Source organism: Mycobacterium barrassiae, from assembly GCF_025822765.1.
GTDB lineage: Bacteria > Actinomycetota > Actinomycetes > Mycobacteriales > Mycobacteriaceae > Mycobacterium > Mycobacterium barrassiae.
The window spans coordinates 1-23,184 of record NZ_JACKUK010000043.1 but is presented as its reverse complement, the minus strand read 5'-3'; the positions used below and the strand labels follow the sequence as shown (position 1 = coordinate 23,184).

The window sequence follows — 23,184 nt, the reverse complement described above, 5'->3', positions numbered from 1 at the left end:
AATGAGCAACATCCTGACCCGATTGCGGCTCCGCAGGACGGGTGACGCGACACCGTCGCAGGATGCGGCGGCCGAGAAGGGTCCCCGTACCCGGTTCGGCGCCTGGCTCGGCAGGCCGATGACGTCGTTCCACCTCATCATCGCGGTGGCGACGCTGCTGGTGATCCTGGGCTTGACGATGGTGCTCTCCGCGTCCGGCGTCTACTCCTATGACACCGACGGGTCGCCGTGGATGGTGTTCGCCAGGCAGGTGCTGTGGACCGTCGTCGGTCTGTTCGCGTTCTACGTCGCGATGCGGATGCCGATTCAGTTGATGCGCACCCTGGCGTTCACCGGATTCGCCATCACGGTCATCCTGCTGATCCTGGTGTTGATCCCGGGAATCGGCAAGGTGGCCAACGGCTCTCGCGGTTGGTTCGTCATCAGTGGCTTCTCGATGCAGCCGTCGGAACTGGCCAAGATCGCGTTCCTGATCTGGGGTGCGCACCTGCTGGCCTCGCGGCGCATGGAGCGCGCCTCGCTGCGCGAGATGTTGATCCCGCTGGTGCCTGCGGCGGTCGTCGCCCTCGCGCTCATCGTCGCCCAGCCCGACCTCGGGCAGACCGTGTCGTTGGGCATCATCCTGCTCGGCCTGCTCTGGTATGCCGGCCTGCCCCTGCGGGTGTTCATCTCTTCACTGCTGGCGATCATGTTCTCGGCGGCGGCGCTGGCCATGGCCGAGGGCTACCGGTCCGACCGGGTGATGTCGTGGCTGAACCCGGGTGCGGACACCCAGGGGTCGGGTTACCAGGCCCGACAGGCGCGTTTCGCGCTGGCCAACGGCGGTTTCTTCGGCGACGGACTCGGCCAGGGCACCGCCAAGTGGAACTACCTGCCCAACGCCCACAACGACTTCATCTTCGCCATCATCGGTGAGGAGCTCGGGTTCGTCGGGGCCGCGGGCCTGCTGTGTCTGTTCGGGCTGTTCGCCTACACCGGCATGCGGATCGCGCGTCGCTCGGCGGATCCCTTCCTGCGCCTGCTGACCGCGACCGCGACCCTGTGGGTGATGGGGCAGGTGTTCATCAACGTCGGCTATGTCGTCGGCCTGTTGCCGGTGACCGGTCTGCAGCTGCCTCTCATCTCGGCTGGTGGAACATCAACAGCGACAACGCTTTTGATGGTCGGGATCATGGCCAATGCGGCGCGCCACGAACCCGAGGCGGTGGCCGCACTGCGGGCAGGCCGCGACGACAAGGTCAACAGGCTGCTGCGACTGCCGCTACCGGCGCCTTACGTGCCGAGCCGCACCGAGGCGTTGCGTGACCGGATGGGCGCGCGCGGCGCGAAGGGCAAGGCGCGTGCGCAGGGCGCCAAGAAGGAACCGCGCCCGCGTCCGGCGTCGCGAACCGCCAGGACCGCCCGCAAGCCCGCCGGGGAGAACCGGCGCCAAACCGCTACGGCCGGCAGGGCCGTGCGAGCCCCAAGGCATCATGGAGACGGCCATGATCGGAGAGGCCGACGGGTTCGCACACTGGAAGGTCAGCGTTACGGGTGAAACGCACGGGATCGGACCCTCGGGGGCAGGAGCGGGGGATATCCGTGGTGCTCGCGGGCGGTGGGACGGCAGGCCATGTCGAACCGGCGATGGCGGTGGCCGACGCCCTGCGCGCGATCGACCCTGACGTGCGGATCACCGCGCTGGGCACCGAGCGCGGCCTGGAAACCCGGCTCGTCCCCGAACGCGGTTACCACCTGGAACTGATCACCCCGGTCCCGCTTCCGCGCAAACCGTCCGCCGACCTCGCCCGGCTGCCGATGCGCGTACGGAAGGCGGTGCGTCAGACGCGCGCGGTCCTCGACGACGTCGACGCCGACGTCGTCATCGGGTTCGGCGGCTACGTCGCGCTGCCCGCCTACCTGGCCGCCCGTCGCGGGCTGACACGGCGCAGGTCCGTGCCGGTCGTGATCCACGAGGCCAACGCCAGCGCGGGGTGGGCCAACAAGGTTGGTGCCCGCTCGGCGCAGCGGGTGCTGTCCGCGGTGCCCAATCCGGGTCTGCGCGACGTCGAGGTGGTCGGGGTCCCGGTGCGTGCCGCGATCACGTCGCTGGACCGCGCGGCGCTGCGTGCCGAGGCACGCGCTCACTTCGGGTTCGCCGACGACGCCAAGGTGCTGCTGGTGTTCGGCGGTTCGCAAGGTGCGCAGTCGCTCAACCGTGCGGTATCGGCTGCCGCCAAAGACCTTGCCGTGGCCGGTATCTCCGTCCTGCACGCCCACGGCCCGAAGAACACCCTCGACTTGCGCGACCCTGTCGACGGTGATCCGCCGTACGTCGCGGTTCCCTACCTGGACCGGATGGATCTCGCTTATGCGGCAGCCGATCTCGCGATCTGCCGATCCGGCGCCATGACGGTCGCCGAGGTGTCGGCGGTCGGACTGCCTGCGGTGTATGTGCCGCTGCCGATCGGCAACGGAGAGCAGCGACTCAACGCTCTGCCCGTCGTGAACGCGGGCGGCGGCGTCCTCGTCGACGACGCGGACCTGTCGCCGCAGTTCGTCGCCGACACCGTCACCGAATTGCTCACCACGCCAGGGCGACTGCAGGCGATGACGGCGGCCGCCGCGCTGGCCGGCCATCGCGACGCCGCACAGAAAGTGGCCGAGGTCGCCCTCGACGTCGCCCGCGCATCGACCCGAAAGAGCTTGCGGTGAACTCAAAGCCATTGCCCGACGAACTGCAGCGGGTGCACATGGTCGGCATCGGGGGAGCGGGTATGTCGGGAATCGCTCGCATCCTGCTGGACCGCGGTGCCATGGTGTCCGGATCGGATGCCAAGGAGTCGCGCGGTGTGGTGGCGCTGCAGGCGCGCGGCGCGTCGATCCGCATCGGGCACGACGAGTCCTCGCTGGACCTGCTCCCTGGCGGGCCGACGGCCGTCATCACCACGCATGCCGCCATCCCCAAGACGAATCCCGAACTGGTCGAGGCGCGTCGGCGAGGCATCCCGGTGATCCTGCGTCCGGTGGTGCTCGCCAAGTTGATGGCCGGGCACACCACGCTGATGGTGACCGGTACCCACGGCAAGACGACGACGACCTCGATGCTCATCGTCGCCCTGCAGCACTGTGGATTCGATCCGTCGTTCGCGGTCGGCGGGGACCTCGGCGAGGCAGGCACCAACGCCCATCACGGCAGCGGCGACTGTTTCGTCGCGGAGGCCGACGAGAGCGACGGCTCGCTGCTGGAGTACAGCCCCGACATCGCGGTGGTGACCAACGTCGAGGCCGACCATCTCGATTTCTTCGGCACCGTGGAGGCCTACCGCGCGGTGTTCGACGACTTCGTCGAGCGCATCAAACCCGGTGGCGCCCTTGTGGTGTGCGTCGACGACTCCGGCGGAGCCGCGCTCGCCGACCGCACCGAGGCGCTCGGCATCCGGGTGCTGCGTTACGGCAGCGACCCTGCCGTGGCAACCGACGCGACCCTGTTGAGCTGGGAACAGCACGACACCGGTGCCGTCGCGCACGTGCGATTGGCGGGGGATCCGCAGCCGTGGGTGATGCGACTGGCCGTGCCCGGTAGGCACATGGCGCTCAATGCGCTGGGTGCGTTGCTGGCCGCGGTGAACGCCGGGGCCCCGGTCGACGCCGTGCTCGACGGCCTGGCCGGCTTCGAAGGGGTGCGCAGACGGATGGAGCTCGTCGGCACCGTGAACGGTGCGCGTGTCTTCGACGACTACGCGCACCACCCGACCGAGGTCCGTGCCAACCTGAACACATTGCGGTCGGTGGTGGGCGGCACGGGTCGCTCGATCGTGGTGTTTCAGCCCCACTTGTACTCGCGCACAAAGGCTTTCGCGAAGGACTTCGCGCTGGCGCTGGACGAGGCCGATGAGGTGTTCGTGCTCGACGTCTACGCGGCCCGCGAACAACCGATGGCCGGGGTGAGCGGCGCGATCATCGCCGAACACGTCACCGTGCCCGTCACCTATATTCCGGACTTCTCGGCGGTCCCCGAACGCGTCGCCGAAGCGGTTCGGCCGGGCGATGTCGTCGTCACCATGGGAGCGGGCGACGTCACCATGCTCGGCCCGGAAATCCTCACGGCACTGCGGGTCAGGGCCAACCGCGGTGCGCCCGGCGGACAAGGGGCGGTGCCGGGATGACGGACCCGAACGGGCCCACCCAGCCTGCCGTGCCCGGCCAGCCCACTGACGCGGCCGAATCACCCGAGTCGGCCGTGACTTCAGACGCGGCGGCCGACGACGTCACGCCCGCCGACGCCGACGGTGCCGCCGAGGCTTCGGAGACACAGGCTTCGGAGACACAGACGCCAGAGGCACAGACGCCCGCCGCGGAAACCGACTTCGAGGGACCCCGACGCCGCGCCCGCCGCGAGCGCGAGGAACGCCGCGCCGCCCAGGCCCGTGCCATGGCGATCGAAGAGGCCCGGCGCGCCGCCAAGCGCCGCGCCACCGGCACCGACGACACGAAAAAGCTTGGGCGCGGCGCGGTTCGAGGCCTCAAGGCGCTCATGTGGTCGGCGTTGATCAGCGTGATCGTCGTCGGGCTGGGCCTGCTGCTTTATTTCACGCCGATCATGTCGGCGCGCAACATCGTCGTCGTCGGGCTGGGCGTCCTGACGCAGGAGGAGGTCACCAACGCGGTGGCCGTTGCGCCGGGAACGCCGCTGCTGCAGGTCGACACGGACACGGTCGCTGAGCGGGTGGCCGCGATCCGGCGCGTCGCCAGCGTGCGGGTCCAGCGCGAATACCCATCCACCTTGCGGGTCACCGTCGTCGAACGGGTGCCGGTGGTGGTCAAGGACTATCCCGACGGACCGCATCTGTTCGACCGCGACGGCGTGGATTTCGCAGTCGCTCCGCCGCCGCCCGGTGTCCCGTACCTCGATACCACTAATCCCGGACCCAACGATCCGCCCACGAAGGCGGCGCTGGAGGTCATGACGTCGTTGCGTCCGGAGGTGGCCGCCCAGGTCGCCCGCGTCGACGCGCCCTCGGTCGCCGGGATCACCCTGCAGCTCACCGACGGTCGCCAGGTGATCTGGGGGACCACCGACCGCACCGAGGAGAAGGCGCTGAAGCTCGCGGCGCTACTCACTCAGCCGGGCAAGACGTACGACGTCTCGAGTCCGGACCTGCCGACAGTGAAATAAATCCGCGAGAAATCTTTGCGTGCGTGTCGGCGCGCCTGCACGGATCACCCGCGGGCGCACCCTACCGTTCTGGTTGCGCGGAACAACTTGACATAACTATAACCCTCTGGTTGAGGTTGAGAGTTTGCCAAGGCGTTCCGCGTGTCGACAGCCAACCTGGGAGGAAAGGGCGATCCGATGACCCCCCCGCATAACTACCTCGCCGTGATCAAGGTCGTCGGCATCGGAGGCGGCGGCGTCAACGCCGTCAACCGGATGATCGAGCAGGGCCTGAAAGGCGTCGAGTTCATCGCCATCAACACCGACGCGCAGGCGCTGTTGATGAGCGATGCCGACGTCAAGCTCGACGTCGGCCGCGACTCCACGCGTGGCCTCGGCGCCGGCGCCGACCCGGAGGTCGGGCGTAAAGCCGCCGAGGACGCCAAGGACGACATCGAAGAGCTGCTGCGCGGCGCCGACATGGTGTTCGTCACCGCAGGCGAGGGCGGCGGCACCGGCACCGGTGGTGCGCCCGTGGTCGCGACGATCGCGCGCAAGCTCGGTGCGCTGACGGTCGGCGTGGTCACGCGGCCGTTCTCCTTCGAGGGCAAGCGCCGAAGCAACCAGGCCGAGGCCGGCATCGTCGCGCTGCGCGAGAGCTGCGACACCCTGATCGTCATCCCCAACGACCGGCTGCTGCAGATGGGTGACGCCGCGGTGTCGTTGATGGATGCCTTCCGCAGCGCCGACGAGGTACTGCTGAACGGCGTGCAGGGCATCACCGACCTGATCACCACGCCTGGTCTGATCAACGTCGACTTCGCCGACGTCAAGGGCGTGATGAGCGGGGCGGGCACCGCATTGATGGGCATCGGGTCGGCGCGTGGCGACGGCCGTGCACTCAAGGCCGCCGAGATCGCGATCAACTCGCCGCTGCTCGAGGCCTCGATGGAGGGCGCACAGGGCGTGCTGCTGTCGGTGGCCGGCGGCAGCGACCTCGGGCTGTTCGAGATCAACGAGGCAGCCTCGCTGGTCCAGGAGGCAGCCCACGCCGAAGCCAACATCATCTTCGGCACCGTCATCGACGACTCGCTGGGCGACGAGGTTCGCGTCACCGTGATCGCCGCGGGATTCGACTCCGCCGGGCCGGGGCGCAAGCCGGTGGTCAGCTCGGGTCAGACGATCGCCGCGGGATCGGCGGGCAAGGTGACCTCACAGCTGTTCGAGCCGGCCGACGCCGTCAGTGTGCCCGTGCACACCAATGGCGCGACGGTGAGCATCGGCGGGGACGACGACGACGACGTCGATGTGCCGCCTTTCATGCGCCACTGACATCGCAGCGATACTGGCGGACGTGACGGTTCGTATTCGCCGCGTGACCACAACCCGCGCCGGTGGCGTGTCCGCACCGCCGTTCGACACCTTCAACCTCGGCGACCACGTCGGCGACGATCCCGCCGCGGTGGCCGCCAATCGCAAGCGGCTGGCCGCCGCGATCGGGCTGGGGGACAACGGTGTGGTGTGGATGAACCAGGTGCATGGCGACCGGGTCGTCGTCGTGGACGAACACCCGGATGCGCCCGTCGACCAGGCCGACGCATTGGTCACCACCACGCCGCGGTTGGCCTTGGCGGTGGTGACCGCGGATTGTGTCCCCGTGTTGCTCGGCGACGCGCGCGCAGGAGTGGTCGGCGCCGCGCACGCGGGACGCGTGGGGGCGCAGAACGGTGTCGTGCTGCGCACGGTCGAGGCGATGCTCGACGTCGGCGCACACGTCGAGGACATCTCGGTGTTGCTCGGGCCGTCGGCGAGTGGACGCAACTACGAGGTTCCCGCGGCGATGGCAGAGGAGGTGGAGGCCACCCTGCCGGGCAGCCGGACCACGACTGCCAAGAAGACCCCCGCTCTGGATCTGCGGGCCGGGATCGCAAGGCAACTAACGGATTTGGGAATCACCGCGATCGACATCGACCCGCGCTGCACGGTGGAGGACCGCAATCTGTTCAGTCACCGCCGTGATGCGCCGACGGGTCGGCTGGCGTCCCTGGTGTGGATGGAATGACCAGCGCTGTGGCGACTCGCGAAGTGGAATTGGCCGATGCGCTGAGCGCGATCCGGACGCGGCTGGCCGCGGCGGCGGAGGCCGCCGGACGCAATTCCGACGAAATCGAATTACTTCCGATTACCAAATTCTTCCCGGCCACCGATGTGGCAATTCTGCACCAATTGGGTTGCGACTCTTTTGGCGAATCACGCGAGCAGGAAGCGGTGAATAAAGCGGCGGAAGTCGCCAATCTTGTGGGTGGCGCCCCCATTCGCTGGCACATGGTCGGGCGGATCCAGCGCAATAAGGCGCGCTCGATAGCCGGATGGGCGTACGCCGCGCACTCCGTCGACAGCGTGCGCATCATCGAAGCGCTCGACCGCGCTGCGACACAAGCGCTCGACGACGGTCACCGGACCGCGCCGCTTCGCATCTATATACAGGTCAGCCTCGACGGAGACCCGAAGCGCGGGGGTGTGGACATCGGCGACCCCGGAGCCGTCGACGAGGTGTGCGCCGCCGCCGACGCCTGCGCGGGTGTGGAGTTCGTTGGGCTGATGGCCATTCCGCCGTTGGGAGCGGACCCCGATGCGGCCTTCGCGCGTTTGCAGTCCGAGCTCGCGAGGGTCCAGCGGGACTATGAGCAGCGCCTGGAATTGTCCGCAGGCATGTCCGGCGATCTCGAGGTGGCGGTGAAACACGGCTCGACGTGTGTGCGTGTCGGTACCGCGCTATTGGGACAACGTCCTCTAACGTCACCATGAGTAGTCACTCCAGTCACATCATCATCACAGACACCAGAGCGACAGGTAGAAGGGTCGAGCGATGAGCACACTCCACAAGGTCAAGGCGTATTTCGGTATGGCGCCGATGGATGACTACGAGGACGAGTACTACGAAGACGACGATCGCAGCCCCGCACGCGGCTACTCCCGCCGCTCGCGAGAGGACCGGTTCGACGACCGGTTCGAGGGCGACGGTTACGCACGCGGTTACGACGACCGCGAATACGACGACGGTCCCGGCTACCGCGGTGGTTATCGCGACGAGGACCGCTTCGAGGGCAGGCTGCGCGGTCCGCGTGAGTTCGAGCGGGCGTCGTCGCGGCTGGGCGCACTGCGTGGCTCGACCCGTGGCGCACTTGCGATGGATCCGCGGCGGATGGCGGAGCTCTTCGAGGCCGGCAGCCCGCTGTCCAAGATCACCACGCTGCGTCCCAAGGACTACAGCGAGGCGCGCACCATCGGGGAGCGGTTCCGCGACGGCACCCCGGTCATCATGGATCTGGTGACCATGGACAACGCCGACGCCAAGCGGCTGGTCGACTTCGCGGCCGGGCTGGCGTTCGCGCTGCGCGGCTCGTTCGACAAGGTCGCCACCAAAGTCTTCCTGTTGTCACCCGCCGATATCGATGTCACGGCCGAGGAACGTCGCCGTATCGCCGAAGCCGGTTTTTACGCGTATCAATAGCTGACCGCCGGCGCCGATTAGCCCCGGCGCCGTCCGTGAACGTGCCAGGTAGGCTGGCGGCGCGCGCCAGCGCCTGGCTTTCGGGGTCGGGTTGGTGCCTGTATCCAATGTCACACGGGTAGTGAGGTCGGCTTAGTTGGCGCTCTTCTTCGACATCCTGGGCTTCGCCCTGTTCGTCTTCTGGCTGCTGTTGATTGCCCGCGTCGTGGTCGAGTTCATCCGCTCGTTCTCCCGTGACTGGCAGCCCAAGGGCGCGACGGTCGTGATCCTGGAATTGATCATGACCGTGACAGACCCGCCGGTGAAGCTGCTGCGTCGGCTGATCCCGCAGCTCACGATAGGTGCCGTCCGGTTCGACCTGTCCATCATGGTGCTGCTGCTGGTGGCGTTCATCGGTATGCAATTGGCCTTCGGCGCGGCGGTCTGAGAACCGTCCGTCGGTCGCGAATTCTTTGGTTGACGACTGGCCGACCGGCGGGTTTGCCGCCGTCGATATTCGTCCGTTGAATCGCACAACCGCGATCGCCGACATTGAAATTCGCTCTTAATTATTGGGCTCTTCCGCAACCGCAGGGTCTGGTGTGACAGGATGGACGCCAGTTACGTTCCAGCGAGGCTTTACACTTTGAGATCGGTTTACGGTCCAGACTCCAAGGGGGCAGACAATGCCGCTCACACCAGCCGACGTTCACAACGTTGCGTTCAGCAAGCCACCCATTGGCAAGCGCGGCTACAACGAGGACGAGGTCGACGCCTTCCTCGATCTGGTTGAGAACGAGCTGACCCGCCTCATCGAGGAGAACGCCGACCTCCGTCAGCGCGTCGCCGAACTGGACCAGGAGCTCGCCGCTGCAGGTGGCGGTGGCCAGACGGCGCAGGCCGCACCGCAATACGAGGCCGCCCCGACACCCGCGCCCACCCCCGAGCCGACCCCGCAGCCTGCCTATGAGGCGCCCGCGAGCCCGTCGGCCAACGAAGATCAGGCGATCAAGGCGGCACGCGTGCTGGCCCTGGCTCAGGACACCGCCGACCGACTGACCGAAACCGCCAAGGCCGAGTCCGACAAGATGCTCGCCGACGCCCGCGCCCAGGCCGATACCCTGGTCAGCGAGGCCAAGCAGACCGCGGAGACCACGGTCGCCGAGGCACGTCAGCGCGCCGACGCCATGCTGGCCGACGCGCAGACCCGCTCGGAAACCCAGCTGCGGCAGGCGCAGGAGAAGGCCGACGCCCTGCAGGCCGATGCCGAGCGCAAGCATTCCGAGATCATGGGCACCATCAACCAGCAGCGCACGGTGCTGGAAGGTCGCCTCGAACAGCTGCGCACCTTCGAGCGGGAGTACCGGACGCGCCTGAAGACCTACCTGGAATCGCAGCTCGAGGAACTGGGCCAGCGCGGCTCAGCCGCCCCGGTGGATTCCGGCGCCAACAGCGATGCCGGCGGTTTCAACCAGTTCAACCGCGGCAACAACTAGACACTTACGTTTACTAGTCCGCGTCCCAACGACTCCGGGGTTGACCGATGTTGATCGTTGCTCTTGTGCTCGCCGTCATCGGTCTTGCCGCGTTGGTGACCGCTGTCGTCACCAGCAATGAGTTGATCGCGTGGGTATGTATCGCGGCGAGCGTCATCGGCGTGGTGCTGCTGATCGTCGATGCGATACGCGACCGGTCGAGGAAAGAACCGGAAGAGCGTGAAGGTCCGGCAGACCCCGAGGGCGACCAGGTCGCGGAGTTCGACGAGGAATACCCCGAGGAGCCGGTGGCCGAGTCGGAGCCCGATTACGAGGCCGAGACGACGGTCGTCCAGCAGGCCGACGACATCTCCAGCGACGACACCAATCGCTAAACCGTTGGCGTCGCGAGCAATTCGCGAACTTCGTCGCGATAGCAGTTAGACGCGGCCGCGATCGGTTCACGCCCCCCGGCGGGTGGCTTCCTGAGCGAGTTGGACGCGTGAGGAGAGGCCGAGCTTGGTGTAGACGTGTGTGAGGTGAGTTTCGACGGTTCGTGGTGAAACGAAGAGCCTCATGGCGACGTCCTTGTTGCTCAGGCCTTCGCTTACAAGCCGCACCACGTCGCGTTCAGTGGGGGTGAGCGAGGCCCAGCCGGTCGACGGGCGTTTGCGTTCCCCGCGGCCGCGCTGGGCATACGCGATCGCCTCATCGGTGGACAACGAAGCGCCTTCAGCCCAGTTGACGTCGAAGTCGGTTTCGCCCATCGCATTTCGCAGCGCAGTCACCGACGCCTCGTCCTCGTCTTGGTGGATCCTGTATCGAACCTCACCGGTACGGACCCGGATTGCTTCCGCCGCGCCACCGAGGCGGGCCGCCAGCGGATATGCGCCAGCATTCGCGGCCAGGTAGGTGAGGCAGTCGAGGATGTCGGGCAGCCCGACCAGGGCGCTGACCTCGGTCGCACAGGCGAGCGCGTCGTAGGCGTCGCGTTCAGCTGCGTCGATGTCGGTTCGTGCCAACGCCACTCGAGCACGAGTGGTCAGCGACAACATGTGAAAGAACCCCGTCGTGCATGACACAGCCCGGTCCGCCCACCCGGCGGCCATGTCCAAATCTCCCGCTGCGAGTTCGGTTTCCGCTCTCCAACGCAAGTTCATCGCCGAAAACTCGATGTCTCCAATGCGCTTCCAGCCCTGGACGAGAGCGTTCATGGCAGCCTCGACGTCGCCCGCCGCGAGCTCCGCGTTCGACAAGGTCAGGTAGCCCTGCCCCTCGACGAGCACGCCGAGCTCCGCAGCGGAGCTGATGGCCTCTTCGGCGGCGGCTCGCGCCTCGGCGGTCTTGCCCTGCCAGCCCAGGACGAAGCTGTGCGTGGTGAGACCGTTGAACCTGCACAACAGGTCGCCAGCCGCTCCCGCATCCGCAACCACTTCCGCCAACTGCTTGTCGCCGCCTCGAAGGTCCCCGAGCACGGCCCGTGCTGCGGCCAGCCCCCACACTCGGCATAGACCTGAAGCGAACCGATCGCCGATCGCGTCGGCGAGTGCGCGGCCCTCCTCACCTGCGGCGAGCGCTGCGGTCGCGTCGCCGGCCATCATTGCGGCGTATGCGTGAAATCCCAAGAGCTGGCTCAGCCGCCATCGGTCTCCCAAGCTGCGCGCAAGGTCGATGGCCTCGGCGAAGTACGCCGCCGCTTGTTCGGGGTCGAAGGCCGCGGTTCCGCAGCAGGCGGTGAGGGCGCGAACCACCAGAGGCGGGTCGTCGAGTCGGCGAGCGATCGCTAGCGCTTCTGCCGCCTGTTCCCTGCGCGCGGGCACTCCTAGCCAGCCGTCGAACAGGGCCACGTCGGCGAGAGCCCGGGCACGCACCGCCGGTGCCACTTCGCATCCGCTCGCGGCGAGGTCGCTCAGACCGCCATCGACCCAGGTGAGCCCTTCGCGCAGACGACCTCTCGTGAGCCACAGCGGCTGGAGCGACGAGGCAAGTTGTAGCGCGAGGTCGACGTCCGAGTTCTCGCGGCTCCAGGCGAATGCCGCACGTAGGTTGTCGATCTCGGTCTCCATATTTTCGACACTCTGCTGGCGGCCCGCGGCCGACGGCGCATCGAGATCGTCGGCCATCGTGGTGTAGTAGTCGCGGTGACGTGTCCGCACAGCATCGGCTTCGCCGGATTCACCGAGCTTCTGTAGGGCGTACTGGCGCACCGTTTCGAGCAGGTGATAGCGCGTTCGGCCACCGACGCCATCGGCGACGACCAGCGATTTATCCACCAGAAGCGCCAACTGATCCAGGACCTGGTAGCGCTCCGTCTCGGTGCTGCAGGCGACGGCCTGAGCGGCCTTGAGACCGAACCCGCCCAAAAAGACCGCGAGCCGGCGGAACAACACTCGCTCGGGTTCGGTCAGCAGCGCGTGCGACCAGTCCACGGAGGCCTGCAGCGTCTGTTGCCTCCGCACCGCGGTACGGGAACCGCCGGTCAACAGGCGGAAGCGGTCGTGCAAGCTCTCGAGGATCTCGAGCAGTGTCAACGCGCGCACCCTGGCCGCGGCGAGTTCGATTGCCAGCGGCATGCCGTCGAGGCGACGGCAGATCTCCTTCACGGCACCGTCGTCAGTCACGGTAAAACCGGCGCGCACCCGGCGCGCCCGGTCGACGAACAGCTCGATGGCCTCGTCGTCCAACGAGAGTGACGGCACTTGCCAGGTCACCTCACTGGCCGCACCTATGGGCTCGCGACTGGTCGCCAACAGTGTCAGCCCCGGGCAGCTAGTCAGAACGGCGTCGACCAGCGCAGCGCACGCGTCCAGCACGTGCTCGCAGTTGTCCAGCAGCACCAACATCCTGCGCTCTCGGACGAACCGGATGATCATGTCCGTCGTCGAGCGGCTCGGCTGATCCGCCAGACCCAAGGCGGCGGCCATCGCAGCTGGCACCAAATCGGGTTGGGTGATCGGAGCGAGGTCGACATAGCGCACTCCGTCACCGAAGTGGGCAGTCATCTGACCTGCGACCTGTATGGCGAGTCGGGTCTTGCCGGCGCCACCGGCGCCGGTCAGCGTGACCAGCCGATTGGCGGCGAGAGCCCGTCGCACGTCGTGGATCTGTTCGCCGCGGCCGATGAAACTGGTGAGCTGCGCTGGTAGGTGTTCGGCGGCACCTGATTTCGAGGTCCGGAGCGGTGGGAAGTCGTTGCGGATGCCGGGGTGGCACAGCTGCACGACGCGTTCGGGGCGGATGACACCACGCAGTTCGTGCGTGCCGAGGTCGGTCAGCCATGCGTCGGCCGGCAGCGCGTCGGCGATCAGGTCCTCAGTGGTCCCGGACAGCACCGTCTGACCACCGTGGGCGAGATCGCGCAGTCGTGCCGCCCGGTTGATGGTCGGGCCGACGTAATTGCCCTCGTCGCGCAGTTGCACCTCGCCGGTGTGCAGACCGATGCGCAATCGAATCGGATCAACGGGCGCCCGCTGAAGCTCCAAGGCGCACGCAGTGGCCTCGGTCGCGCGGGTGAAGGCGAGCACGAAGCTGTCGCCCTCTCCTTGCTCGACTGGCCGCACGCCGGCGTGGATATCGAGCAAGTCTGCCAGCGCACGGTCCAAGCGTGCGACGGCGTCGGTCATCTCCTCCGGTTGCGTCTCCCACAGCCGTGTTGAGTCCTCGACATCAGCGAGCAGCAGCGTCACCGTCCCCGTCGGTAGCGCGCTCACGCCCAACTCACCCCAGTTCACCGCCGGTGTCTCCGCGCGGGAATCACGTTCGGTCATGCTAGCCACCTTCTCGGCGCGCTACGCCGCGAACATCAGGGAAATCCCGTAGTCGGCCGGGGCATTTACGGGCAATCCCCGATGATCCGGCGTTCGACGGGGGCCACGGTTAACTCGACCACTCGATCGAGGAGGACCACCGTGGCCGTAGATGAAGCTGATACCGACCGAGATTGGGCGATAAAGGCCCCGATCCGAAGCGATCCGTTCCAGATGGCGATGATCCATCGCACGTTCCGCCGTGAGTTCGGCGATCTTGGCGCGCTGATCCTTACTCTTCCGCCGCGCGACACCCGCCGATCGACATTCGTCGGCAATTACCTCGGAAACCTGATTTCGGTGCTGCGCCATCATCACCACGCCGAGGACGAACTGCTGTGGCCGCGGCTGGAGGCACAAATCCCGTCCGCGGGTGGTTCGTTGCGGGAGCCACGTGACGAGCACGCGGTCATCGCCGCGGCAATCGACGCCGTCGAGTCGGTCCGGCTTGTGTGGGCCCGCAGCGCTGATCCGCGGCAGGCGGCGGAACTCGGCGCGGCCATCGACAAACTGGCGATGCACGCCGGAGAACACTTCGACCACGAGGAACGCGACCTGGTACCACTTATCGCGCGATACATCACGCAGAGGGAATGGCAGGCGTTCATCGACCGTGGCGCCGCGTACGTCAAGCCCCGAAATCTGTGGTTTTCACTCGCATACGCCGGCGCCCTGCTTCGCGATGCCTCTCCCGACGAACAGCGCCGGTTCCTTGCGTCTCTGCCCGTGACTCTACGAACGGTGGTGACGCTCCTCGGAGGACGCGCATACGCCGGCTACCGAACGAAGGTTTATGGCGTCGAATGATTGACATGAATGATGTTGTTGCGCCGGTACTGCATTCGCGCTACTTGTCGTTTAAGAATAAGCGCCAAAGCGACGACACCAATCGCTAAACCGTTGGCGTCGCGAGCAATTCGCGCACCTCGTTGTCGCTGACCTGGTGGAAATCCTCGAACACCTGGCCGACGGCTTCGAATCCCGGCGGCATCATCGCGCAGACCACTTCGTCGGCTTCGGTGGCGAGCTCGCGACATGTCGACGGCGGTCCGACGGGCACCGCGACCACCACCCGAGACGGTGCGTTCGCCTTCACCGCGCGTACCGCGGCGAGCATGCTGGCGCCGGTGGCGATCCCGTCGTCGACCAGGATCACCGTCTTACCGGTCACGTCGACCGGCGGTCGACCGCCTCGATACGCGCTTTCCCGTCGGTGTAGTTCTTCGGTTTCGCGCTCGATCGCCTCCTGCATCTGGTCGTCGCTGATGCCGAGGCTGCGCACCAGGCTGTCGTTGATCACCACGCCGCCGCCGGAGGCCAACGCGCCCATCGCGAGCTCCTGCCATTGCGGGACGCCGAGCTTGCGGACGAGGAACACGTCAAGGGGTGCGCGCAGCGCGTGCGCGACCTGCCAGCCGACCGGGACACCGCCCCGCGCCAGTCCCAGCACCAACAGATCCTCCCTGCCGCGATAGGACGCCAACTCCTGCGCCAGGATGTCGCCGGCTTCCCGGCGGTCCCGGAACACACGACCCGAGCCGCGGCGGGTCAGACCGCGCAATCCGCTCATCGCATTCTCCGAAATTTCAGCCTACGACCGTGGGTACCCAGCCTGGAGCCAATCCGTCACGGCCACGGCTGCGAATATCCATATGTGGGCATCGAGTACGAAAGCGTCGTCGACCATCCACTGACCGAGGTCTTCGACTGGCACTCGCGGCGCGGTGCCATGCGACGCCTGGTGCCGCCGTGGCAGCCGATGAAGGTGCTGGCCGAGGCCGATTCGCTGGCTGACGGCCGCGCGCTGCTCGGCCTGCCCGGGGGATTGCGTTGGGTGGCGCAGCACGACGCCACCAGGTTCGACCCGCCGCACCGCTTCGTCGACGTGCTGTCGTCCGAAGGTCCACGCTCCTGGCCCCCTCGGATCGTCGGCCGCTGGACCCATGTTCACGAATTCGAGGAGGTCCCGTCGGGCACACGGGTGTACGACCGCGTCGAGGCGCCGGTGCCGGCCGCGGCGTTGCGGCCGATGTTCGCGTACCGGCACCGGCAGCTCGCCGACGACCTGGCCGCCCATCGCGACGCGCGCGAGGCGGGTCTGCGGCCCCTCGTCGTGGCCGTGACCGGGGCGACCGGCCTGGTCGGCACCGCGTTGTCCGCGTTCCTGACCACCGGCGGGCACCGGGTGATCCGGTTGGTCCGGCATGCCCCGCGGTCTCCTGACGAGCGCCGGTGGGATCCCGACCGTCCCCACGCTGACCTGCTGTCGGGGGTCGACGCCGTGGTGCATCTCGCGGGGGCCTCGATCGCGGGCCGGTTCACGACCGCGCACAAAGCGGCGATCCGCGACAGCCGGATCGAGCCGACCCGCCGGCTGGCCGAGGTCGCCGCCGCCGGATCCTTCAAGGGGCCGTTCGTCTGCGCCTCGGCCATCGGCGTCTACGGATTCGACCGCGGAGACGCCGTGCTCTGCGAGGAAAGCGTGCGCGGCGACGGGTTCCTCGCCGACGTCGTCGCGGATTGGGAGGCGGCGACCGCCCCCGCCGCCGACGCGGGACTGCGGGTGGTCAACGTACGAACCGGAATCGTGCAATCCGCCCGCGGCGGCACATTGCGACTGCTGCGCCCGCTGTTCACCGCCGGACTGGGTGGACGCGTCGGCACCGGGCGTCAGTGGCTGTCCTGGATCGCCTTGGACGATCTTCTCGACGTCTACTACAGGGCGCTGTACGACGCGCGGCTGTCCGGTCCGGTCAACGCCGTCGCTCCCACGCCGGTGCGCAATGCCGACTACACGAAGGCCCTCGCGCGGGTCTTGCACCGTCCTGCAGTGCTGCCCGTACCCCCGCTGGGGCCGCGAATATTGTTGGGGGAGCAGGGTTCACGAGAGCTCGCAGAGGCCAACCAACGGGTGACGCCCACCAAGCTCGAGATCGTGGGCCACCGTTTCCGGCATCCCGACATCGATGGCGCGCTGGCTCACGAACTGGGGCACGGCTGACGGACAACGTGAGTCACGAAGCCATGCACCAGGTTTCGCACCCTCGTCGCCGCGTCGTCGGCAAGTTCCTTTGTCCGGGAGAGCAATTCGTCATGCGTGTGTCCGAAGCCGACGACTTCGCCGTCGCGGTCGTCGTCCAGCCACAGTTTCAGCAGGCCGAGGTCGACCTCAGGGTGGAACTGCAGTGCCAGGGCACGGCCCAGCAGGAACGACTGGGAGGCATTCGCGGTGCGGGCGATCTCGGTGGCGCCGGGCGGCAGGGTCCACCGGTCGAAATGCCACTGGAACCACGGCCCGGCGGGGACCAGGTCCGGGCGGTCGCTCGCGACGTCGTACCAGCCGATCTCGGGGTGAGGTGACCGCGCCACCGACCCGCCGAACGCCTGGGCCAGCAGCTGGCCGCCGAAGCACACGCCGAGCAGCGCCACGCCCGCGTCGGCGGCGTCACGCATCAGCTGCATTTCGGTGTCCACCCAGGCGCGGCGCAGCGCTTCGTCGTAGACGGGCCACCGCGCGCCCAGCGGCACCACGACGTCGTAGTCGGTGAGATCGGGGAACGTGACGTCCACGGCGGGATCGTCGACGCGGTGCGCCGGAACGACCCCGAAGGTGTCGACGTCGAAGCCCTGCTCCGAAAACGCCTCGCCCAGCAGCCCCTCGGTCGCGAGATGCTCGTTGTGCAGGAACAGAACCTTGGACGTCATGCCCCCATTATTTCGGTGCACGCACCGGCGGCGCATCGTCAGGGGCCATAACGGCGCCGATCCTGCGAAACAGGACGTCGGCGGCGTTGGTGTAGTCACCCTGATCGTCGAACGCCTCAGGCAGGTAGGTGGTGGCGACAGCGATCGCGATCTTCTGCGCGGGCAGGTAGGCCTCCACCGCGGAGAATCCCGCCAGCATCGGGTTCTGCAGCAACCAGTTACCCGAGATGACGACGCCGAGACCGTAGGTGTAGACGTCGTCCAACGGCTCGCAGGTGGCGCAGCCGGATTGTCTGCGGGTCTTACCGCGCAAGTCGGTGGACGTCATCTTCTGGTAGGAATCCGAGGAGAGCAGCCGACCCGAACCGATACCGACTGCCGTCGCCTCCATGTCGTAGATGTCGGTGGTCTGAATCGCCCCGTGGGTGATGGTCCACGACGGATCCCAGAAGGTGCTCTCCTCGTAAAACGGTGTGCCCGGGGGAATTTTGAGGACTGCGCGACGCTCCGAGGAGAACGCGTGCAGGACGGGTGTCGGTATCTCAGGTGTCAGCGAGCTGACGGTGTTCGTCAATCCAAGCGGGCGAAGCACCTTCTCCGACAACAGCTTCGACATCTCTTCGCCGGTCGCCTTCTCCAGCGCGAGACCGAGTAAGAGGTAGTTGGTGTGTGCGTAGTTCCAGTTGGTGCCCGGTTCGTAGAGCAGCGGCTGCGACACCGCGAACTGCAGCAGTTCGTGCACCGTCCAGCGGCGGAACGGATTGGCGTACACCGCATCGTTCATCTTGGTGTTGCCGATGACGTAGTCGACGTAACCAGACGTCATCTGTGCCAGCTGGGCCAGCGTGACACGGTCGGCGTGCGGAATCTGCGGCAGATACTTCGACAGCTTGTCGTCGAGACTGACCTTCTGTTCGTCGACGAGCTTGAGCAGCAGCGTGGCGACATAGGAGATGGCGACCGCGCCGTTGCGGAAATGCATGCGGGGAGTTGCGGGCACACCGGTCATCGACTCACCGGCCGCATCGGTGACGATCTCCTTCCCGTCGACGGTGACCCGGACGATGACCGCCTTCAGGTGCTCGGAGGCCATCGTCTCGCGGACGGCGCGCATCACCTCGTCGGCCTTCGTGTTGTCGGTGCCGGTCGTCGTCGTTGTCGATTCACCGGGCAGGGATCCGGGGGCGCAACCGGCGGTCAGGATGAGGACGCAAAGCGCGACGAGCAGGCGCCGGACAACGAGCATGCCCGGATCTTCGCATACCACCGCGGTGCGTAAACCGGCCCATAAACGGGCACTCCACTGCGTGTCTGTCCTGGCCGAATGGTTCCTCACGTCAGGTGAACGCGGCAATCCCGATTGGCGGCTGCCGGCGTGGAGTGAGGGCAATCAGGCGGAGGTCCTCATCCACGGGGCGTCGTACTTCGACCGCCTCGTCGCCGAAGTGGACCAGCTGGGTGCCGGTGACCACCTGTTCTTCGCCGACTGGCGCGGCGACGCCGACCAGCGGCTGCGCGAGAACGGGCCGACGGTCGCCGAACTGTTCCGGTCCGCGGCCGAGCGCGGCGTGCTCGTCAAGGGGCTGATGTGGCGGTCCTACCCGAACAGGCTCCAGTTCAACGAGGAACAGAACCGCCACCTCGCCGAAACGATCGAGCGCGCCGGCGGGGAGGTGCTGCTGGATCAGCGGGTGCTGCTCGGCGGATCACATCATCAGCGGCTGGTCCTGCTGCGCCATCCCGACGACCCGTCTCGTGACGTCGCCTTCATCGGCGGTATCGACCTGTGTCACTCCCGCCGCGACGACGCAGCCCACCGCGGCGATCCGCAGACGGTGCCGATGTCGCGCCGCTACGGCGAACGTCCGCCGTGGCACGACGTGCAGCTGCAGTTGCGCGGACCCGTCGTCGGTGCGCTGGACACCACGTTCCGGGAACGCTGGACCGCCAGGGCGCCGCTGGATCTCTTCAATCCGCTCGCCTGGCTGCGCGACAGGTTCGTAGGCACCTCGGAACGACACCCGCTGCCGGAGCAGCCGCCGGATCCGCCGCCGTGCGGTTCGCACGCGGTGCAGGTGCTGCGGACCTACGGCGACGCCCTGATCCAGTACGAGTTCGCCAAGGGTGGGGAGCGGACCATCGCCCGCGGCTACACGAAGGCGATCAGGCGTGCCCGGCAGCTGATCTACCTCGAGGATCAATACCTGTGGTCGGAGGAAGTGGCCGCGCTGCTCGCGGAGGCCCTCACCGCCAACCCGGAGCTGCATCTGGTGGCCGTCGTCCCACGCCATTTCGACCTGGAGGGTGGCTTCGGGCGCCCGCCGACCCTGGTCGGCCGTCAGCTCGCCGTCGACGCGTGCCGACGCGCCGCCCCGGATCGAGTGCATCTCTTCGATGTCGAAAACCACGAGGGCACACCGGTATACGTGCACTCCAAGGTGTGCGTCATCGACGACACCTGGGCCTGTGTCGGCAGCGACAACTTCAACCGGCGGTCATGGACGCACGACAGCGAGTTGGCGTGCGCTGTGCTGGACGCCGACAATGTGTTCGCCCGCGACGTCCGGTTGCGGCTGCTACGGGAACATCTCGACCGCGCCGAGGATGGCAGCGAGGACGGCGGACTCGTTGATCCGGTGACGGCGATCGACCAAATCATCGCCTCTGCAGAGGCTTTGGAGGAATGGCACCAATCCGGTTGTCGAGGGCCGCGTCCGCCGGGCAGGCTGCGACCGCATGAGATCGAACACGTCGATGCACTGACTCGGCTGTGGGCCGAACCCGCATACCGGGTGATCTTCGACCCGGACGGACGGTCCTACGCCGACCGGCTGTTGGGACGCCGGCCATGAAATTCGCGGACTGGTTTCTCACCGAGGAGGAACGCGGCAATCCGGATTCCGCGTTACCCGCCTGGTGCGAAGGCAATCTGGCGGAGCCGCTGATCCACGGGTCGACATACTTCGACCACCTCGTGACGGAAGTGGAAGCGCTGGGCGCCGGCGATCATCTGTTCTTCACGGATTGGCGGGGTGACCCCGACCAGAAGATGCGTGAGGGTGGCCCGACCATCCGCGAGTTGTTCTGCCGCGCAGCCGAACGCGGCGTGGTGGTCAAGGGATTGGTGTGGCGGTCGCATATTGACAAGCTCGCCTACAGCGAGGAGGAGAACCGCCACCTTGGCGAGGCGATCGAGCGCGCAGGCGGCGAGGTGCTGCTCGATCAGCGCGTCCGCATCGGCGGGTCGCATCATCAGAAGCTGGTCGTCATCAGGCATCCCGGCGCACCCGAACGGGACGTCGCGTTCGCCGGCGGTATCGACCTGTGTCATTCCCGGCGCGATGACGCGTCGCACCGCGGCGACCCGCAGGCCGTGCAGATGGCCAAGCGGTACGGCGAGCATCCGCCGTGGCATGACGTGCAGCTCCGGGTACAGGGACCGGCCGTGGGTGCCCTCGATACGACGTTCCGCGAGCGGTGGAACGACCCCGCGTCACTGGACATGCTCAATCCGCTGGCGTGGCTTCGGGACAGGCTCGGCGGCGCCGATATGAACGCCGATCCGTTGCCAGATCAGCCGCCCGATCCGCCGCCGTGCGGCACGCATGCGATACAGGTGTTGCGCACGTACCCGGACGGACACTTCGAGTACGACTTCGCCCCGCGTGGTGAGCGCAGCATCGCCCGCGCCTACAACAAGGTGGTGCCGCGCGCCCGCCGGTTGATCTACGTCGAGGATCAGTACCTGTGGTCCAAGCGGGTGGCCAAACTGTTCGCCCGCGCGCTGGCCGACAACCCGGACCTGCATCTGGTAGCCGTCATTCCACGCCATCCCGACGTCGACGGCCGACTAGAGCTGCCGCCCAACCTCATCGGCCGCTGGCAGGCGCTCGAGACCTGTCATGCCGCCAGCCCGGAGCGGGTGCACGTGTTCGACCTCGAAAACGCCGAGGGCACACCGGTATACGTGCATGCCAAGGTGTGTGTCATCGACGATATCTGGTCCTGCGTGGGCAGCGACAACCTCAACCGGCGATCGTGGACCCATGACAGTGAATTGACGTGTGCCGTGCTCGACACGGAGGGAAAGTTCGCGCGCGACCTGAGACTTCGGCTGTTGCGCGAACACCTGGACCGTGCCGAGGACGGTAGCGAGGACCGTGGCTTGGTCGATCCGGCCACCGCGGTCGGGGAAATCGTCGAAGCGGCAGAGCGATTGGAGCGCTGGCACGCATCGGGGCGGAAAGGTCCGAGACCGCCGGGCCGATTGAGGCCGCACAAGGCGGAACGTCCCGGCGCGTTCACGCGACTGTGGGCCGAACCCGTCTATCGCCTGATGTACGACCCCGACGGCCGGTCATATCGGGATCGGCTCAGGGGCAGGTTGTGAATTCGACGGGCAAACTCGTCGGGCCGGCGCCGAGGGGGGCCTTCGCGCGCATTGCTGATGAGGCAACGAGTCAGTGGAGTGAGTTATCATCGAACACATGTTCGATGATCGGGTGTCGGATGCGGAGCTCATCGCGGTGATGGGTGAGGCGACTCGGGAGGAGTCGACGTGCATTGCGCAGCGATTATTGACCGTGGCCGAGCTGTTTGTCCGGCGTGAGTCGGCGTTGGCTGAGTTGGATTGGTGTGTCATTGACAACTGTGCGGCGGTGGCCGCGGAGGTGTCGGCGGTGCAGAACATCAGCCATGCCCGCGCGGTGGGGCAGGTGCAGTTCGCGTGTGCGTTGGCGTACCGGTTGCCGGCGGTGGCCAAGGTGTTCGTGCGCGGGACCATCGACATGCGGATGGTGTCGATGATCATCAACCGCACCACCAACGTCGAGGACGCGGCGATGCCGGATCTGGATGAGGCGTTGGCGGCGCGGGTCGAGAAGTGGATGAAGCTCTCGGGCCCGAAACTGCGTGATCGGATCGATAAGTTTGTCGCCGAGTTCGACTCCGCGGGTGTGCGTGTGCCGCCCAAGGTCGAGGACAATCGTTACGTCGACACTGGGCCGGGCAGCCCGGGCATGGCGTGGCTGTCTGGCCAGTTGCGTGCCACCGATGCCGCGGCGTTCAGTGCACGGCTGGATGCCTTGGCCGCCACGGTGTGCGAGCATGATCCGCGCTCGGCGGAGCGGCGTCGCGCCGATGCCTGTGGCGCATTGGGTCGCCAAGAAGCCACCCTGGCGTGCTTGTGTGGGCGTGAGGACTGCGCGGCGGCCGCGGTACAGGCCAACGCCAAGGCGGCGGTGATTCATGTGCTGACCGAACAGGCCACCCTTGATGAGAGGAATGACAAGCCGGGGTATCTGGCCGGGTTCGGGATCCTGCCCGCCGAATGCGTACGTCAGGTGGCGAAGACGGCGACGCTGAAGCCGCTGGCGGTTCCCTCTGATCTGGCCCCGGATCCGGGGTATCGGCCCAGCGCGAAGAACAAGGAGTTCCTGCAGTGGCGAGCTTGTCAAGATTTCTGTGTAGGTGGCCGTTATAGGTAGGGGTTGATTCGTTCGGGGTAGGTCAGGGCCAATGCGCCCAGCGCTTGTTTCCAGCCGTTGGTGCGTGCGCCTTCGACCAGAC

Annotated in this window: 20 protein-coding genes; 16 read left to right on the top strand and 4 right to left on the bottom strand. The window is 67.1% G+C overall.

The features are described from left to right. The first annotated feature begins 1 nt into the window (after position 1). The 11 genes from ftsW (at position 2) to H7J93_RS27205 (ending at position 10,500) form a co-directional block, all read left to right on the top strand. On the top strand, positions 2-1,537 hold the full coding sequence (ftsW, locus tag H7J93_RS27255; protein WP_267309406.1) for a putative lipid II flippase FtsW: 1,536 nt from the start codon (positions 2-4) through the stop codon (positions 1,535-1,537). Beyond that, positions 1,534-2,694 (top strand): undecaprenyldiphospho-muramoylpentapeptide beta-N-acetylglucosaminyltransferase, encoded by a 1,161-nt coding sequence (gene murG / locus H7J93_RS27250; protein WP_267309405.1) that lies wholly within the window; start codon positions 1,534-1,536, stop codon positions 2,692-2,694. Before ftsW ends, murG begins: the two co-directional genes overlap by 4 nt. Positions 2,695-2,732: 38 nt before the next feature. Continuing rightward, a complete protein-coding gene (gene murC / locus H7J93_RS27245; RefSeq protein ID WP_276022515.1) occupies positions 2,733-4,148 on the top strand; it encodes a UDP-N-acetylmuramate--L-alanine ligase in 1,416 nt (471 codons plus the stop codon). Beyond that, a complete protein-coding gene (locus H7J93_RS27240; RefSeq protein WP_267309403.1) occupies positions 4,145-5,158 on the top strand; it encodes a cell division protein FtsQ/DivIB in 1,014 nt (337 codons plus the stop codon). The genes murC and H7J93_RS27240 overlap by 4 nt, the downstream gene beginning before the upstream one ends. A gap of 177 nt (positions 5,159-5,335) precedes the next feature. Beyond that, positions 5,336-6,469 carry a cell division protein FtsZ gene (gene ftsZ, locus H7J93_RS27235; RefSeq protein WP_267309402.1) on the top strand — a complete coding sequence of 378 codons (1,134 nt, stop codon included), beginning with the start codon at positions 5,336-5,338 and terminating at the stop codon, positions 6,467-6,469. Between the two features lie 22 nt (positions 6,470-6,491). After that, complete coding sequence (gene pgeF / locus H7J93_RS27230; protein WP_267309401.1) at positions 6,492-7,199, top strand: peptidoglycan editing factor PgeF; 708 nt, start codon at positions 6,492-6,494, stop codon at positions 7,197-7,199. Continuing rightward, positions 7,196-7,945 (top strand): YggS family pyridoxal phosphate-dependent enzyme, encoded by a 750-nt coding sequence (locus tag H7J93_RS27225; RefSeq protein ID WP_267309400.1) that lies wholly within the window; start codon positions 7,196-7,198, stop codon positions 7,943-7,945. The genes pgeF and H7J93_RS27225 overlap by 4 nt, the downstream gene beginning before the upstream one ends. Before the next feature lie 61 nt (positions 7,946-8,006). Then, on the top strand, positions 8,007-8,651 hold the full coding sequence (locus H7J93_RS27220; protein WP_267309399.1) for a cell division protein SepF: 645 nt from the start codon (positions 8,007-8,009) through the stop codon (positions 8,649-8,651). A 136-nt stretch (positions 8,652-8,787) separates the two neighbouring features. Then, on the top strand, positions 8,788-9,078 hold the full coding sequence (locus H7J93_RS27215; RefSeq protein ID WP_267309398.1) for a YggT family protein: 291 nt from the start codon (positions 8,788-8,790) through the stop codon (positions 9,076-9,078). A gap of 238 nt (positions 9,079-9,316) precedes the next feature. Continuing rightward, on the top strand, positions 9,317-10,126 hold the full coding sequence (gene wag31 / locus H7J93_RS27210; RefSeq protein ID WP_267309397.1) for a DivIVA-like cell division protein Wag31: 810 nt from the start codon (positions 9,317-9,319) through the stop codon (positions 10,124-10,126). A 47-nt stretch (positions 10,127-10,173) separates the two neighbouring features. Continuing rightward, the gene (locus H7J93_RS27205; protein ID WP_267309396.1) at positions 10,174-10,500 is read left to right on the top strand and encodes a phage holin family protein; all 327 of its coding nucleotides are present in this window, start codon (positions 10,174-10,176) and stop codon (positions 10,498-10,500) included. Between the two features lie 66 nt (positions 10,501-10,566). Here H7J93_RS27205 and H7J93_RS27200 read toward each other — a convergent pair whose 3' ends face one another. Next, complete coding sequence (locus tag H7J93_RS27200; RefSeq protein ID WP_267309395.1) at positions 10,567-13,872, bottom strand: LuxR family transcriptional regulator; 3,306 nt, start codon at positions 13,870-13,872, stop codon at positions 10,567-10,569. A 141-nt stretch (positions 13,873-14,013) separates the two neighbouring features. Here H7J93_RS27200 and H7J93_RS27195 point away from each other — a divergent pair, with 141 nt between their 5' ends. Next, the gene (locus H7J93_RS27195) at positions 14,014-14,718 is read left to right on the top strand and encodes a hemerythrin domain-containing protein (protein WP_267309394.1); all 705 of its coding nucleotides are present in this window, start codon (positions 14,014-14,016) and stop codon (positions 14,716-14,718) included. A gap of 85 nt (positions 14,719-14,803) precedes the next feature. On the opposite strand, the gene H7J93_RS27190 is transcribed toward H7J93_RS27195, so the two are convergent. After that, complete coding sequence (locus H7J93_RS27190) at positions 14,804-15,481, bottom strand: phosphoribosyltransferase (protein ID WP_267309393.1); 678 nt, start codon at positions 15,479-15,481, stop codon at positions 14,804-14,806. Positions 15,482-15,565: 84 nt separating this feature from the next. On the opposite strand from H7J93_RS27190, the gene H7J93_RS27185 reads away from it, so the two are divergent. After that, positions 15,566-16,912, top strand: a complete 1,347-nt coding sequence (locus H7J93_RS27185) for a TIGR01777 family oxidoreductase (RefSeq protein WP_267309392.1) — start codon at positions 15,566-15,568, stop codon at positions 16,910-16,912. On the opposite strand, the gene H7J93_RS27180 is transcribed toward H7J93_RS27185, so the two are convergent. Continuing rightward, positions 16,891-17,616 carry a type 1 glutamine amidotransferase gene (locus tag H7J93_RS27180; RefSeq protein WP_267309391.1) on the bottom strand — a complete coding sequence of 242 codons (726 nt, stop codon included), beginning with the start codon at positions 17,614-17,616 and terminating at the stop codon, positions 16,891-16,893. The genes H7J93_RS27185 and H7J93_RS27180 overlap by 22 nt on opposite strands. A 7-nt stretch (positions 17,617-17,623) precedes the next feature. After that, positions 17,624-18,862 carry a serine hydrolase domain-containing protein gene (locus H7J93_RS27175; RefSeq protein ID WP_267309390.1) on the bottom strand — a complete coding sequence of 413 codons (1,239 nt, stop codon included), beginning with the start codon at positions 18,860-18,862 and terminating at the stop codon, positions 17,624-17,626. Between the two features lie 61 nt (positions 18,863-18,923). On the opposite strand from H7J93_RS27175, the gene H7J93_RS27170 reads away from it, so the two are divergent. The 3 genes from H7J93_RS27170 (at position 18,924) to H7J93_RS27160 (ending at position 23,102) form a co-directional block, all read left to right on the top strand. Continuing rightward, positions 18,924-20,468, top strand: a complete 1,545-nt coding sequence (locus H7J93_RS27170; RefSeq protein WP_267309389.1) for a phospholipase D family protein — start codon at positions 18,924-18,926, stop codon at positions 20,466-20,468. Continuing rightward, positions 20,465-22,006 (top strand): phospholipase D family protein, encoded by a 1,542-nt coding sequence (locus tag H7J93_RS27165; protein ID WP_267309388.1) that lies wholly within the window; start codon positions 20,465-20,467, stop codon positions 22,004-22,006. The genes H7J93_RS27170 and H7J93_RS27165 overlap by 4 nt, the downstream gene beginning before the upstream one ends. A gap of 97 nt (positions 22,007-22,103) precedes the next feature. Beyond that, positions 22,104-23,102, top strand: a complete 999-nt coding sequence (locus tag H7J93_RS27160) for a DUF222 domain-containing protein (protein WP_267309387.1) — start codon at positions 22,104-22,106, stop codon at positions 23,100-23,102. Positions 23,103-23,184: the final 82 nt, after the last annotated feature.